13 protein-coding genes are annotated in these 15,362 nt (G+C 47.6%); 12 read left to right on the top strand and 1 reads right to left on the bottom strand.

The window, feature by feature from the left end:
• Window positions 1-5 precede the first annotated feature (5 nt).
• The 11 genes from purF (at window position 6) to BN1938_RS22215 (ending at window position 13,720) form a co-directional block, all read left to right on the top strand.
• Window positions 6-1,445: an amidophosphoribosyltransferase gene (gene purF, locus BN1938_RS22265; protein WP_050642574.1), complete on the top strand. Its 1,440-nt coding sequence runs from the start codon at window positions 6-8 to the stop codon at window positions 1,443-1,445.
• Window positions 1,446-1,552: 107 nt separating this feature from the next.
• Window positions 1,553-2,986 (top strand): adenylosuccinate lyase, encoded by a 1,434-nt coding sequence (gene purB / locus BN1938_RS22260; RefSeq protein ID WP_050642573.1) that lies wholly within the window; start codon window positions 1,553-1,555, stop codon window positions 2,984-2,986.
• Window positions 2,987-3,475: 489 nt separating this feature from the next.
• The gene (locus BN1938_RS22255; RefSeq protein ID WP_330377727.1) at window positions 3,476-3,997 is read left to right on the top strand and encodes an LURP-one-related/scramblase family protein; all 522 of its coding nucleotides are present in this window, start codon (window positions 3,476-3,478) and stop codon (window positions 3,995-3,997) included.
• Between the two features lie 196 nt (window positions 3,998-4,193).
• The gene (locus BN1938_RS22250) at window positions 4,194-4,745 is read left to right on the top strand and encodes a LemA family protein (protein WP_050642571.1); all 552 of its coding nucleotides are present in this window, start codon (window positions 4,194-4,196) and stop codon (window positions 4,743-4,745) included.
• Between the two features lie 15 nt (window positions 4,746-4,760).
• On the top strand, window positions 4,761-6,731 hold the full coding sequence (locus BN1938_RS22245) for a DUF2207 family protein (RefSeq protein WP_242843906.1): 1,971 nt from the start codon (window positions 4,761-4,763) through the stop codon (window positions 6,729-6,731).
• Between the two features lie 119 nt (window positions 6,732-6,850).
• Window positions 6,851-8,116: a leucine-rich repeat domain-containing protein gene (locus BN1938_RS22240; protein ID WP_242843905.1), complete on the top strand. Its 1,266-nt coding sequence runs from the start codon at window positions 6,851-6,853 to the stop codon at window positions 8,114-8,116.
• Between the two features lie 178 nt (window positions 8,117-8,294).
• Window positions 8,295-9,068, top strand: coding sequence for a threonine/serine exporter family protein (locus BN1938_RS22235; RefSeq protein WP_050642811.1), 774 nt, complete (start codon window positions 8,295-8,297; stop codon window positions 9,066-9,068).
• Window positions 9,065-9,493, top strand: a complete 429-nt coding sequence (locus BN1938_RS22230; protein ID WP_050642569.1) for a threonine/serine exporter family protein — start codon at window positions 9,065-9,067, stop codon at window positions 9,491-9,493. Before BN1938_RS22235 ends, BN1938_RS22230 begins: the two co-directional genes overlap by 4 nt.
• 116 nt (window positions 9,494-9,609) lie before the next feature.
• Window positions 9,610-10,392, top strand: a complete 783-nt coding sequence (locus tag BN1938_RS22225; RefSeq protein ID WP_050642810.1) for an SIR2 family NAD-dependent protein deacylase — start codon at window positions 9,610-9,612, stop codon at window positions 10,390-10,392.
• Complete coding sequence (gene gltX / locus BN1938_RS22220) at window positions 10,385-11,839, top strand: glutamate--tRNA ligase (RefSeq protein WP_050642568.1); 1,455 nt, start codon at window positions 10,385-10,387, stop codon at window positions 11,837-11,839. Before BN1938_RS22225 ends, gltX begins: the two co-directional genes overlap by 8 nt.
• Window positions 11,840-11,881: 42 nt before the next feature.
• Complete coding sequence (locus tag BN1938_RS22215; RefSeq protein ID WP_050642567.1) at window positions 11,882-13,720, top strand: ATP-dependent helicase; 1,839 nt, start codon at window positions 11,882-11,884, stop codon at window positions 13,718-13,720.
• Here the strand turns inward: BN1938_RS22215 and BN1938_RS22210 are convergent.
• Complete coding sequence (locus BN1938_RS22210; RefSeq protein WP_050642566.1) at window positions 13,717-14,034, bottom strand: DUF1292 domain-containing protein; 318 nt, start codon at window positions 14,032-14,034, stop codon at window positions 13,717-13,719. The genes BN1938_RS22215 and BN1938_RS22210 overlap by 4 nt on opposite strands.
• A 319-nt stretch (window positions 14,035-14,353) precedes the next feature.
• Here BN1938_RS22210 and BN1938_RS22205 point away from each other — a divergent pair, with 319 nt between their 5' ends.
• Window positions 14,354-15,358, top strand: coding sequence for a sugar ABC transporter substrate-binding protein (locus tag BN1938_RS22205; RefSeq protein WP_050642565.1), 1,005 nt, complete (start codon window positions 14,354-14,356; stop codon window positions 15,356-15,358).
• Window positions 15,359-15,362: the final 4 nt, after the last annotated feature.

The following is a 15,362-nucleotide window of genomic DNA, read 5'->3' as shown; positions in this document are numbered from 1 at the left end:
CATTCATGAGCAGAATTGATAAAGTTATGACAGGCTTGGGGGAAGAATGTGGAGTTTTTGGTGCATATGATATGGATGGCGGCAATGTGGCGCCATCCGTATATTATGGCCTTTTTGCACTGCAGCACAGAGGACAGGAAAGCTGTGGTATTGCGGTAACTGACACATATGGACAGCGAAAGGTTTTATCAAAAAAGGGCCTGGGGCTTGTGAACGATGTGTTCGATGAGGAATCCCTGCATGATTTGAAGGGGAATCTGGGGGTCGGACACGTGCGCTATTCCACGGCAGGGGGAACCCGGGTGGAGAATGCACAGCCGCTCGTTATCAATTACGTGAAAGGGACACTGGCCATTGCCCATAACGGCAATCTGGTCAATGCCATTGATTTGAGAAAAGAGCTGGAATATACGGGAGCTATTTTCCAGACTACCATCGATTCGGAAGTGATTGCATATCACATCGCGAGGGAACGCCTGAATGTAAGCAGGGCGGAGGACGCGGTGAAAAATGCGATGAAGAAGATAAAGGGGGCGTATGCCCTTGTAGTGAGCAGCCCGCGCAAGATGATTGGAGCCAGGGATCCTCTGGGACTGAAGCCGTTGTGTATTGGAAAAAGGGATAATACGTACTTTCTGGCTTCGGAGAGTTGTGCTATTGCGGCAGTGGACGCGGCGTTTGTACGTGATGTACTTCCCGGGGAGATTGTTACGATCACTAAAGAAGGAATCGCATCCGATACGAGCATGGCTGTGCCGTCTGCGGGACAGGCCCGCTGCATTTTTGAGTATATTTATTTTGCGCGGACAGATAGTACTCTGGACGGGATAAATGTCTATCATTCCAGGATTACCGCAGGCAGGGCACTGGCGGAATCATACCCCGTGGAGGCGGATCTGGTAGTTGGCGTGCCGGATTCCGGGCTGGTTGCGGCAAAGGGATATTCGGAACAGTCGGGCATCCCCTATGGGATGGCCTTCCATAAGAACAGCTATGTGGGAAGGACGTTTATTAAGCCGAGCCAGAGCGAAAGGGAATCCAGCGTGAAGATCAAGCTGAATGTCATACCCGAGGTGGTAAAAGGCAAAAGGATCATCATGGTGGATGATTCGATTGTGCGGGGAACAACCTGTGCTAATATCATTCGGATGCTAAAAGCAGCGGGAGCCACCGAAGTTCATGTCAGAATCAGTTCACCGCCGTTTTTGTATCCGTGCTATTTTGGAACCGATGTACCGTCCAATGAACAGCTTATAGCGCATTCCCATACACCGGAACAGATCCGGAAGATGATAGGGGCGGATTCTCTGGGGTACATGGAGGTCAGTAAGCTGAAAAATATGGTGGGAGATCTGGGTTACTGCGATGCATGTTTTACCGGAAAATATCCCATGGAGGTGCCGGACGGGGATATCAGCCAGGCATTTGAGCAGGGGACCAGGTAGGATGCCTGCTTTCCGTTTTTATGGATAGGAAGCAGAAATCCCAGGTTTATACAATTACCGGGGAATTGACAGTCATTTATTATATATAAGAATAGGAGATTAGATTTATGAGTACGGACCGTTATGTCAGCCCTCTTTCTGAGCGTTATGCGAGTAAAGAGATGCAGTATATATTTTCACCCGATAAGAAGTTCAGAACATGGAGAAGGCTCTGGATTGCCCTGGCCGAGACGGAAAAGGAACTGGGTCTGAATATCACAGATGAGCAGATTGAGGAATTAAAGGCCCATGCGGAAGATATCAACTATGATGTGGCTAAGGAAAGAGAAAAGGTCGTGCGCCATGACGTGATGTCCCATGTGTACGCCTATGGTGTACAGTGCCCTAAAGCAAAAGGCATTATTCACCTTGGCGCCACATCCTGTTATGTGGGAGATAATACCGATATCATCGTAATGGCGGAGGCACTGAGGCTGGTGAGGACGAAGCTGGTCAATGTGCTCGCGGAACTTTCCAGGTTTGCCGACGAGTACAAGGCACAGCCTACGCTTGCATTTACCCATTTTCAGCCTGCACAGCCTTCCACAGTCGGCAAGAGGGCGACGCTCTGGATGCAGGAGTTTGAAATGGATCTGGAGGATTTGGATTATGTCCTTGGCAGCCTGAAACTGTTGGGATCCAAGGGAACCACAGGAACCCAGGCAAGCTTTCTGGAGCTCTTTGACGGGGATCAGGAGACCATTGACAAGATCGATCCTATGATTGCGGAAAAGATGGGATTTGGGGCCTGTTATCCGGTATCCGGGCAGACTTATTCCAGAAAAGTGGATACAAGGGTTTTGAATGTATTAGCTGGCATTGCCGCCAGCGCGCACAAGTTCTCTAACGATATCCGCCTTCTGCAGCACCTGAAAGAGGTGGAAGAACCCTTTGAGAAGACCCAGATCGGCTCCTCTGCTATGGCATATAAAAGAAACCCGATGAGAAGCGAGCGGATTGCGTCCCTTTCCAGATATGTAATGATAGACGCGTTAAATCCGGCTATTACATCGGCGACACAGTGGTTCGAAAGAACACTGGATGACTCTGCCAATAAGCGCCTGAGCATACCAGAAGGATTTCTGGCAATTGACGGCATTCTGGATTTGTGCCTGAACGTTGTGGACGGATTGGTTGTATACCCAAAAGTAATCGAAAAACGTCTGATGTCAGAGCTGCCATTTATGGCAACGGAAAACATTATGATGGATGCTGTGAAGGCGGGGGGAGACAGACAGGAACTGCATGAGCGCATCCGCGAGCTCTCCATGGAAGCAGGCCGGAATGTAAAGGAAAAAGGGCTGGATAATAATCTTTTGGAACTGATCGCACAGGACGAAGCCTTCAATATGAGCCTGGAAGATCTGCAGGAGACCATGGATCCCTCCAAGTATGTAGGACGGGCAAAAGAACAGGTTGAGGCTTACCTTAAAAATGTAATCAGGCCTCTGCTGGAGGAAAATAAAGACATTTTGGGCGTAAAAGCAGAAATTAATGTTTAGGTTTTTGGTGGGCGGGGGATTTTCGCGTGGGGGACGCTGAAAAACCGGGAAGCCTGCCCCAGGCCGGGAGCATCTATGCCATTTTAAAAATCCGCTCCGTTAACGTAAGTGGCCCTAAAGAAAAAAAACATAGCAAATGGCGGTTCAGCGGCATGCAACCCGAAATTTGATAATTTCGGGTCTTAGGCCGCTTCAGAATTTGACGTGATACGTCAAATTCTGCCCGCCATTTGCTATGTTTTTTTCTTAAGGGCCTCTAACGTTTACTATAGGACTTTTAAAATGGCATAGATGCTCCCGGCCTGGGGCAGGCTTCCCGGTTTTTCAGCTGGTGCATCCGGGCGGAAGGAGAGGCTCGTCCACGGGGTGGGAAACTAGTGGCGGCAGTGGATGAATTCGGTTGGTGGAATGTAAAAGGATGGATACATTCACAAGCCTAAAGCTTGTTCATTTAGCTTTGAAGGGGTGTTTTTTTATGTGGGCTGTGGTATGATAGATGAAAGTGTTATTAATTTAACATTTGGAAGGAGAGCGGAGATGCGTTTACTTATTAAACAGAGGGTGTTTTCCTGGACTGATTCTTACGATGTATATGATGAGGGCGGGGCGGCAAAATATTTTGTGAAGGCTGAGTTTTTTACGCTGGGTCATCTGATTCATGTGTATGATTGGCGGCAGAGGGAAGTCGGCGCCATCCGTCAGAAGCTGATGACTCTGATGCCGCAGTTTGAAATCGAAATGAACGGTGTGGTACTGGGAGAAATCCAGAAAAAGTTTACATTTTTCCGCCCGAGATATGAAGTGGATTTTAAGGGCTGGCATGTGGAAGGAGATTTTCTTGGATGGGAATATGATGTCTGCGACGGCCGCGGTTCGGTGGTGCATATCACTAAGGAGTTTATGCATTGGGGAGATACCTACGTGCTCGACTTTGCAAATCCGGCGGATGAACTTACGGGGCTGCTTCTTGTTATTGCAATTGACGCGGCGAACTGTACGAATGGGCAGTAAGACACATGTGCGGTTATCCGGTTTACATGCCGTGTGAAGAGGAGGGGGCTGGATGACGACAGTCCGGGCATGCAGGAACAGTTACGCTGGATGCGGGAATAGAGTCCTGAATTTCAGAAATTTTATAGACGAAAGTATGAAACTGTCTTATAATTGGAAATAGTAAATTCAGGGATAAATAAAGGAGGCCGTGTTTATGGCAATATGGATTATATTAGCAATTATAGTGATTTTGATTATTTGGCTTGCAGGCTCTTACAATGGGTTTATTAAGCTAAGGAACAAGACAGAGGAAGCATTTTCTGCAATGGATGTGTCTTTGAAGAAAAGATACGATCTGATTCCAAACTATGTGGAGACGGTGAAAGGATACGCAAAGCATGAGTCGCAGACGCTGGAAAAAGTGATTTCCGCGCGCAATGCAGCGATGAATGCATCAACGGCGGAGGAGCGGATTGCAAACGACAACATTCTAAGCGGCACTTTAAAGTCTTTATTTGCAGTATCTGAGGCATATCCTGACCTGAAGGCAAATCAGAATTTTCTGCAGCTTCAGGATCAGCTTCAGCGGATTGAGGAGGAGATTGCCGGTTCCAGAAGATATTATAATGGCGTAGTGAATCGTTTTAATACCAAGACAGAGATGTTCCCGGGCAATATTATTGCCGGTATCTTCGGATTTCAGAGAAAGCCTCTGTATGAAGTGAATGACAGCGGTGAGCGTGAGAATGTGAAAGTGACTTTCTAGCAGGGGGATGCCAATATGAAGAAATTTAGCGGAAGAACCGCCGCTATCATTATATGGGCTGTTGTATGGGTGTTTTTTATGTTTGGTTCAGGGATTGTGGAAAGAGTTGTAAACCCTGAGGTAGAGCTAAAAGAAGACCGGAATATGACTACGCAATATTTTAACACAGACATCGAGGTGGGGGAGAACCAGTCCTATAAAGTGACAGAGCAGATCGGAGTTGACTTTCTGACGCCCCGGCATGGCATCTACCGTTATATTCCGGTGAAGGGAAGCGTATTAACTAAAGTCGGCGGGAACTTTCAGGGGGTGCCCTATAATGCCCGGATGACAGAGCTGGAATCCGGGGAGGAAACGGAAGTTGATTCTGAAAGCGGATCTAAGGTAATCCGTTTTGGTTCGGAGGATGCATATCTGACCGGACGGAAAGAATACCGGTTTTCTTATACAGTGACACCGCGCTTTCAGGAGAATGCGTATCAGAACGCCTATTATAACGTGTTTCCGACTCAATGGCAGAACAGTATTCCTGCCGGAAGCAGATTTACTATCACATTTCCAAAAGAATTTCCTCACGATATTCTGGAGTTTTATTACGGAACCCATGGGGAGAATAAGAACGCTGCAGCAATTCTGGATCTATCCTGGAAGGGGAATACGGTCACAGGCATTTTGAAAAAGGATTTAGAACTGGGGGAGGGAATTACGTTCTTTGCGCCCATGGAAGCGGGGTATTTCACAGGTGTCGGGCAGCTTATTTTCCTGCCATGGCTGCTGTTATTGCCGGCCGTGATACTTTTGCTGCTGATTGTTTTTCTTTTTGTGAGATTCGGAAGGGACGAACCGATTATCCCTTCGATTCAGTATCAGCCTCCCGACAATCTGGACAGTGCCGCCGTGGGGTATATTATTGACGGCAGTGTAGAAGATAAAGACCTGCTTTCCCTGATAATATACTGGGCGGACAAAGGATTTCTGAGCATTAAAGAAATGCCGGACCATGGGCTCAGTCTGTTCAAGCTGAAGGAGCTTCCTGAGGATGCGCCCAGCTATCAGTTCTGCATTTTTAATAAACTGTTTGAATACAGAGAAATCCGTAAAATCAGCGATCTCCAGTATAAGTTTTCAGGCACACTGGAGATGGCGAAAAAACAGCTGAAGAATTATTTTCAAAAGCAGGGCCAGGATATGATATATACCAGAGAATCTAAAATTGCCAGGACAGCGGCGATCGTATGCTGTACGCTGCCTTTGGCCTGGTTTATGCTGCTCACAAGTATCTATTCTTATACAAGCGGCGGCAGGATCTTTGTCCAGGTGCTGCTGTGGATTATGCTGCTGGTTGGCACGCTGGTTTTCTGTGGGGATATTGATACATGGTATGCCAGAACAGATACTTCCCGCAAACTGACGGCGGGAGGCACACTGGCGGTCTGTTTTTTATCTACCGCAGTGTATGCGGGCAGTTATGTTATGCGTGTATTCCAATATGAAGTCTTTAATTATATATGGGTGCTGGTTCCTGTTCTGGCGGCCACCGGAGTGATGATCGGGCTGGCAGGATTTATGAAGAGACGGACATCCCAGTGTATAGAATGGATGGGAAGACTTGCCGGGCTTCGTGATTTTATAGAAACGGCCGAACTGGAGCGCATGAATGAACTTGCAAAAACGAACCCGGAGTGGTTCTATCATATTATTCCTTATGCTTATGTGTTTGGTCTTTCCGACGTTTTTGCTAAAAAACTGAAAGGCCTTTCAGTACCGGCTCCTGAATGGTTCTCTCCATATCACAGCTATTCATTTTTCGATTACTATATGTTTAACAGACTCATGATGAGCAGCCTGAATAAAACGGCATCCACGCTGACCGTATCCAAACCGGTACAGTCCGGAGGTTCCGGAGGCAGTTTTGGCGGCGGAGGCTTTGGCGGCGGAGGTTTTTCCGGCGGAGGTTTCGGCGGCGGCGGAGGAGGCAGCTGGTAACATTAAGAAAATGCAAAGGAATGTTGCGAAAGATTGCGGCGTTCCTTTTTCTTATGTAAAATTTATATTTGTGTGAGTATTATTTGTGGTTGAGAAAGAAAGGTGCAGGTAAACTGAAAATGGAATGTTGTATTAGAATTTTTGAGAGTGGTGTTGCGCGAAGAAGGGAATCGCGCATCATAGGGATACTGATGGTAATTATGCTGGCTGCAGGGCTTGTCTGTGAACTCCCTGCTTTGGAATTTACGGAGTCGGACGCCGCATATCGGTTGATTTACGGAAAATATGAGGGAAAAGAGCTGCTGACATATGGGGCAAACAGCGAGGGAGCCGGCACCTTGGATATTTTCGGCAATGCGTTGAACCGAATACCGGTAAAGACAAATATTAATAAAATGTTGAAAGAAAACAAAAGAGTGAAGTCGATGACAGTGCAGCCGGAGGCGGAGCAGACAGACCTGCTTTCGGACTTCTTTTTGATGGGCATAGAAATACCGGCTATTGGTGGAATATCAGAGACAGAGGTCCCAAATCTCAATTTCACGGGAGTACATATCCCGGAATCACCGACGGGAAATGTGACCCCGCCGGTGATTCCGGATATTCCTGCAGTTAATGATAAACCCTCAGTTCCGGATACACCCATCACACCGGATAATCCGATCGTACCAGATGTACCAATTGTACCGGATACGCCGATTGTTCCGGATAATCCGCCGGTGGATGATGACCCGGCAGCTCCGCCGGATGTGATAGTTCCGGATACTCCGGATGTGGAGGCACCCGACATTCCGGGAGAGAATGATGATCCAACCGACGGTTCGGATGAACCGGCGATTGAACAGCCGGCAGGTTTTACGGTAAATGCGGATGGTATGCTCTGTGCTTACGATCCCTCTGCGGGTATCGTAAATGAAGGCCGCCTTGTGCTTCCCGCAGAAGGATGTTCAGGAATTGCAAGGGGGACCTTTGAAGGGGTAGGCGCGGAGATCTATGAACTTTTTATTCCTCCGAATATTGTAAATATCGAACCAGGTGTTCTGAGTGAACTGACGGACCTTGGCTGGATTCAGCTGACGGAACCCAATGCAAATTATACATGGCAGGACGGTATGCTGTTTGACAGCAGCATGACAACACTTCTTGCATTCCCGCGTGGAAGAATCGGTATATATTCGCTTCCGTCCAATGTGACAAGGCTGGAAGATTATTCGTTTTTAAACACCAATCTGACCAAGATAGATATGATGAAATGTGGTGCTGTAGAAGTGGGCAGCAATGTGTTTGGCGGGAACGGCGGAAATGGAATTACGATTATGGCGCCAAGGGAGCACCTGGAGCATTACCAGAATGTTTTTGCAGAATTGGGTGTGACAATACGTTAAAAAGAGATTTCCTCTGAGGACTTTTCGCAACAGATTAGGACCGCCTGAAATTTTCCGCGGAAAAGGTGGATTTATTCTAAAAATGTGTTAAAATGTTTAAGGATTTGTGCAGACTATATGTAACGGAGAATAAAAAATCAGTATGCCCGGCACACCCGGGACAAAGGCGGGAAAATGGATGGATTATAAGCTTGTGATGAATACGGCGGTCCTGGCCGGTGAGATGATGCTGCGCAGCGGGGCCGAGACGTACAGGGTGGAGGATACCATCAATCATATTCTGCGCACGGCTGACACAGAGACGGTTGAGGCCAGTGTGATGATGACCGGTATTGTAGCCACAATCGGCAACCCGGATATGGAGCCGATTACGGTGATTAAAAGAGTACAGAAACGGGGAACGAATCTGAACCGGATTATGAGGGTGAATGAGATATCACGAAAATACTGTGCGGGGGAGCTGACTCTGGAAATGGCTTATGATGAGCTGAAGAACATCGGCGGAAAGCAGTACCCTGTCTGGATTTATAATCTGGCAACTGTGCTCGTCCCCGCGGGATTTGCCCCGCTGTTTGGTGGCGGTATCCTGGAAACTGCTGCTGCCGCTTTCGTAGGAGCAGTGCTTGCATTGGTGGTGACTGTGGGAAAACGCCTGCAGATTAACGGCTTTATACTGGACACGCTGTCCTCCTTCGGACTGGCTGTTGCGGCGGCGTTTTTGAAAAGATTCTGCCCGGGGCTGGATGAGGATATTGTCATTATCAGCGCGATTATGCCAATGGTGCCTGGTGTTGCGATTACAAATGCGGTGAGGGATACCCTGCAGGGGGATTACATTTCCGGCGGAGCCAGGATACTGGAGGCATTTCTCAAGGCGGCGGCTGTAGCGCTGGGAGTAGGGGCCGCAATGGCTCTGACGGGGCTAATGTATCCGGGAGGTGGCAGTTTATGAAGCTGATATTTGGAGTCATAGGTTCCTTTGTGGCTGTGGCAGGGTTTGCCGTACTGCTGGAGACGCCGCGCAGATATCTGCTCCATGCGGGAATCGCCGGGGCAATCGGAGGTTTTGTGTATCTGTTCAGCATCCAGTCGGGGTTGGATGTGGTACTTTCCTCATTTTTTTCCGCGCTGGCGATTGCGCTTACATCGCATACCTTTGCACGGGTGTTTAAGGCACCGGTTACGATCTTCCTGATTGCAGGGATCCTGCCGACTGTACCCGGGGCGGGGATGTACCGGATTGTGTATTATATCATAGCCAACGACAGCGCCAAAAGCAGTTATTATCTGATCCAGACACTTGAGATTGCCGGTGTCATTGCCCTCGCTATCTTTATCATGGACACCGTATTTAAAGTGCGGTTTAAGAAAGTATAAAAATACCAAAATTCGCCTTTTTTGTTTATTGAACAATACAGGGACTTGTTTTATAATGAAATTAACAACATAACCTGCAACAGACTGTTCATGCTAGAAGAAAGGGCGGGATGAATATGCGTAGTAAGAACATTTTGCAACTACTGGAAGAAAGCAAGTATACCGTAGCGATAAGTGGGAAAGAGATGTTTCTTGAGAATGGTTACCCCGGAGTACGTGATGGAGAAGAGTCTTACGAGATTGAACAAAAGTATGGGTATTCTGCCGAGGAGATTTTGAGCAGTGCATTTTATGCCACAAGGAAAGAAGTTTTCTTTGAGTTTTACAGGACCGAGATGCTTGCGGCTGCAGCGATTCCGCCTGGAAAGGGCTTTTTAAATCTGCAAAAGATGGAGGAATACGGCCTTGTTCACTGCGAGATTACAAAAAGACTGTTTGGACTTCTTGAAAGGGCCGGATGCAGGAATGTGATTAATCTTCATGGAAGTATCTATGATAATTTCTGTCCCCATTGCGGGAAAAAATATCCCATTGAGTACATGATACAGTCAAAAGGCGTGCCCTTGTGCGAGGACTGCAAGAATACGATACGCCCTAAGATCTGCCTTTATGGAGAGATGGTGGATAATGGGATTGTTACAAAAGCAGCGGTGGAGATCCAGAAAGCGGATGTACTGCTTGTACTCGGAACAAGCCTCCATGCGTCGCTCTGCCATCAGCTGATCCAGTATTATAATGGAGATAAGCTGATCCTGATTACGAACGAAGAGCATTATTCCGATAAGCTTGCAGACGTGCTTGTCTACAGCAGAGTGGATGATGCCCTTGAAAAACTGGTAACAGCATACCAGAACAAATGGAATAAAGAACATGAATTGGAGAAGAGAGAACATGAGTAAAGTAAGAACAAGGTTTGCACCCAGCCCGACAGGGAGGATGCATGTAGGTAACCTGCGGACAGCATTGTATGCATATCTGATCGCAAAACACGAAGGCGGCGACTTTATTCTCCGTGTGGAGGATACGGATCAGGAGCGTTTTGTGGAAGGCGCTCTGGATATCATATACCGTACCCTGGAGAAAACAGGCCTGATTCATGACGAGGGGCCGGATAAGGACGGCGGATTCGGGCCTTATGTGCAGAGCGAGAGGAATGCTTCCGGATTGTACTTGAAGTATGCAAAACAGCTGGTTGAGCAGGGAGACGCTTACTATTGCTTTTGTGATAAAGAAAGGCTGGAATCCCTTAAGACATCCGTGTCGGAGGATGGAACAGACATTGTCGTATATGACAAGCACTGTCTGGGACTTTCCAAAGAGGAGGTGGAGGCAAACCTGGCTGCGGGTACGCCGTGGGTTATCCGTCTGAATGTGCCCAACGAAGGGACAACCACCTTCCATGATGAGATATACGGAGATATTACGGTGCCGAATAACGAGCTGGACGATATGATTCTGATCAAATCTGATGGTTTTCCGACGTACAATTTTGCAAATGTTGTTGATGACCACCTGATGGAAATCACGCATGTTGTCAGGGGAAATGAATACCTTTCCTCCGCTCCCAAATATAACCGGCTGTATGAGGCTTTCGGATGGGATGTGCCGGTTTATGTGCACTGTCCTCTGATTACCGATGAGAACCACAAGAAACTGAGCAAACGCAGCGGACATTCTTCCTATGAAGACCTGATCGAGCAGGGGTTTGTATCCGAAGCCGTTGTAAACTTTGTGGCGCTGCTTGGCTGGAGCCCGGCCGATACACAGGAGATTTTTTCCCTGGAAGGCCTGGTGGAGGCTTTTGATTACCGCAGGATGAATAAATCACCGGCGGTGTTTGATCCGGTAAAGTTAAGATGGATGAACGGAGAATACTTAAAAGCCATGGAATTTGATACATTTTATGAGATGGCAGAACCCTATCTCAGAGAATGTATTACAAAAGATTACGATCTGAAGAAGATTGCTTCACTGATTAAGACAAGGATCGAGATATTCCCGGATATCCGTGAACAGGTAGACTTTTTTGAGGAGCTTCCGGATTATGATACAGCAATGTATACGCATAAGAAGATGAAGACGAATGAAGAGTCCTCCCTGGAAGTACTTACCGAGTTGCTTCCGCTGTTGGAAAAACAGGAAGATTACAGCAATGATGCGCTGTTTGAGATGCTGAAGGGCTATGTGGCAGAGAAGGGCTGTAAGAACGGTTATGTGATGTGGCCGGTGAGAACCGCTGTCTCAGGAAAGCAGAATACACCGGGGGGCGCTACCGAGATCATGGAGATTATCGGAAAAGAAGAGTCTCTCAGACGAATTAGAATTGCAATTGAAAAGTTAAGCTGACGGTTCACATTTCTGAACGTCAGTAAGTAGAAAGAGGTACGTATGAGTTTTAGTAGGGCTCAGTCAGATGCAGTCACTCATGGGGCGGGCCCATGTCTTGTCCTTGCAGGTCCCGGATCCGGGAAGACCCTGACGATTGTAAACCGAATGAAATACCTGATTGAGGAGCGAAAAGTAAGGCCAGAAGAAATTCTGGTCATTACTTTTACCAAGTATGCAGCAGCTGAGATGAAGTCCCGTTTTCAACAGCTGATGGGAAATAAAGGCCTGCCGGTGACCGTGGGGACCTTCCACGGGATCTATTATGGTATTCTGAAATGGGCATATCATTTCGGCCCTCAGAATATTCTCTCAGAGGAAGAAAAGTATCAGATCGTGAGGCAGGTTGTGAACAGGCAGGATATCGAGATTTTTGATGAGGAAGATTTCCTGCAGGAGATCGTGACTGAGATCGGTATTGTGAAAAATAACAGAATGGACATAGAAGAATACAGATCCGTAAAGTGCGCGCCGGACGCTTTCAGAAATATATACAGGGAATACGAGACACAGCGGAAAACCGCAAAAAAAATCGATTTTGACGATATGCTTGTGCTTTGCTATGAATTATTCCGGTCCAGGCCGGATATCCTGAAAATGTGGCAGGAGAAGTTTCATTATATACTGATTGATGAGTTTCAGGACATCAATCAGATCCAGTATGATGTAATCAGGATGCTGGCAGAACCACAGAGCAATCTGTTTGCCGTGGGGGATGATGATCAGGCGATATACGGGTTTCGCGGGGCTGATTCACGCCTGATGTTCCGGTTCACAGAGGACTATCCGGAGGCGAAACAGCTATTGCTGGATATCAATTACCGGTCCACTTCCAATATCGTAGAGAATGCTCTGAAGGTGATCGGTCATAATGAGATCCGGTTTCAGAAGAAAATACGTGCACAGAAACCCAGGGGAGCATGCCTACACGTGCAGGAGGTGCGGGATCCGACGGAGGAGGGCGGATATGTGCTGGAGGAGATCCGGGAACGGATCCGCGAAGGCGTACGGCCGGAAGACATTGCGGTACTGTTCCGGATCCATACGGATGCCCGGCCTCTCGTGGAGCAGCTGATAGAACACAAAATATCCTTTCAGATGAAGGAACATATGCCAAACATTTACAGCCACTTTATAGCAAAAGATATTATGGCATATTTCCGGATGGCATCGGGGAGCCGCACCCGCCAGGATTTTCTGCAGATTATGAACCGCCCCAAGCGGTATATTTCCAGAGAAAGCTTATCCGGCAGGGAGGCATCTTTTGAGGATTTGAGAAAGTTTTACTGCGACAAGGAATGGATGCAGGACAGAATAGACCAGTTCGAATGGGATCTGAAAATGCTGGCTAAGATGGCCCCTTATGCCGCCCTCCAGTATCTGAGAAAAAGGATCGGTTACGATGATTTTCTGCGGGAATATGCCTCATCCAGAAGAATGCAGGCAGGGGATTTGTTCGAGGTGCTGGCAGAATTGGAAGAGGCGGCTAAGCCTTTTGCATCTATGAAGGAATGGTTTGAGCATGTGGAGGAATATACCAGGGCTTTGAAAATGCGGGAGAGCAGCAGGGAAAGACAGCAGGAGGGCGTCCGGCTGATGACCATGCATGCTGCGAAGGGTCTGGAGTTTGATACGGTTTATATCATCGAGGCGAATGAAGGGCAGATCCCTTATAAAAAAGCTTTGAAGGAACAGGGGACGGAAGAAGAACGCAGGCTGTTTTATGTGGCCATGACCAGGGCAAAAGAGCAGCTGAAAATTGTATATGTAAAGAAAAAAAACGGAAAGGATGTTTCACCTTCCCGTTTTGTCGAGGAACTTCTTGAGGATGCAAAGCTTTAATCCTCGTCCGAATCCAGGTCTTCATCCAGGTCCAAATCTTCAAATTCCTGGGAATCCAGCCATTCATCAAACTTATCTGCAGCACGTTCATACTCATCGTCGTCTTCAATGTTTTCCAGTTCAGGCTGTCCCTCCACTGGTTCTGAGAAGCGGTAGAGATAAACCTGTCCTTCGTCGTTGCTGCCTTCCTCGTCGAGCGGAAGCAGGGCAATGTATTCCTGGCCTTCCACCTCATAAATCGTGAGGACGGCACACTCCAGCTCTTCGTCATTATCGAGTGTCAGTGTTACAGTAAGTGATTCGTTTTCGTTCATAAATGGTCTCCTTTTTTCATTGATAACTTAACTCTAACAAAAAGAAGGATAAAAAGCAAGGGAAAAACAAGAGCTGGTATGATCAGTAACTTCCTATTGTTACTGTGCACACCCTACGGGCGTGCACAGTAACGGCATCTGCCCATTTAAAGTCGCCTAAGGCGAGGGGCAGATGCCCTGAGACCATCACTTCAGCGGCTCCGATGCCGTGCAGCGGGGGGCACGGCACGGTCTGATCAGTAACTTCCTATTGACATTGGGGAGAAACACGATAGAATGGAAGAAGGTTCTTAAATTTTGCTGAACAGGAGGGTATTGAATGAAAAAAAAGTTACTGAGCGTATTACTCATTGTCCTGACGGCGTGTTTGCTGCTGGCAGGATGTAAAAAGAATGTGGGTACGCCTGAAGATAATGCCGTACAGGATACAGAGACAGAAGAAGGTGAAGACGAGGGGGAAGAGGAGACTGGCTATACATTTGGTTACAGCTGTATTGATATGGGGAACCCCTATTTTGACACCTTAAAGATGTCCATTGAAACCGCGCTGTCCGAACAGGAGTATCACCTGACAGTCAAGGATCCCGGCACAGATGTAAATGTACAGATTGAGCAGATTCAGGAAATGATTGAGCAGGGTGTGGATGCGGTCTTTTTGTGCCCGGTAGACTGGGAGAAGATCACGCCGGCTTTGGAAGCGCTGAAAGAGGCTGATATACCGGTGATTAATATAGATACACAGGTAAAGGATACAGATTTGATAGACGCTTATGTTGGTTCCGATAATAAAAACGCCGGGTTTCTGTGCGGTGAGGACCTGATGAAGCAGCGTCCGGACGGGGGCAGGATTGTCATTCTGGAGTGTCCGTCCATGAATTCAATTAATGAGAGAATAACAGGCTTTGAGGAGGCGATTGCCAACGGCGGTTTTGAGGTGCTGGCAAGAGCGGATGTCCAGGGAAAAAAAGAGAATGCCAAAAGTGAAATGAAGCGCATACTGGCAGAAAAACCGGAGATAGACGCTGTCATGTGCGGAAATGACCAGGTGGCGCTCGGAGTGCTGGAGGCCGTGGAAGAAGCGGGCAGAAACGATATCCTGATATATGGCGTAGACGGCTCGCCGGGAGTGAAGAGTGAGCTCTCGAAAGCAGGGACCTCCATTGCAGGAACCGGTGCACAGTCGCCCATCAATATCGGTAAAAAAGCCGTGGAAACGGGGATTGCCATCCTGGAAGGCAATGATTATGAAAAAGAAATTTATGAGGAAACATTTTTTATAAATAAGGATAACGTAGAGATGTATGGAACTGACGGCTGGCAGTGACAGC

Source organism: Eubacterium sp. SB2, assembly GCF_001244405.1.
Lineage (GTDB): Bacteria > Bacillota > Clostridia > Lachnospirales > Lachnospiraceae > Faecalicatena > Faecalicatena contortus_B.
This window is presented reverse-complemented; position numbering and strand designations above follow the sequence as displayed.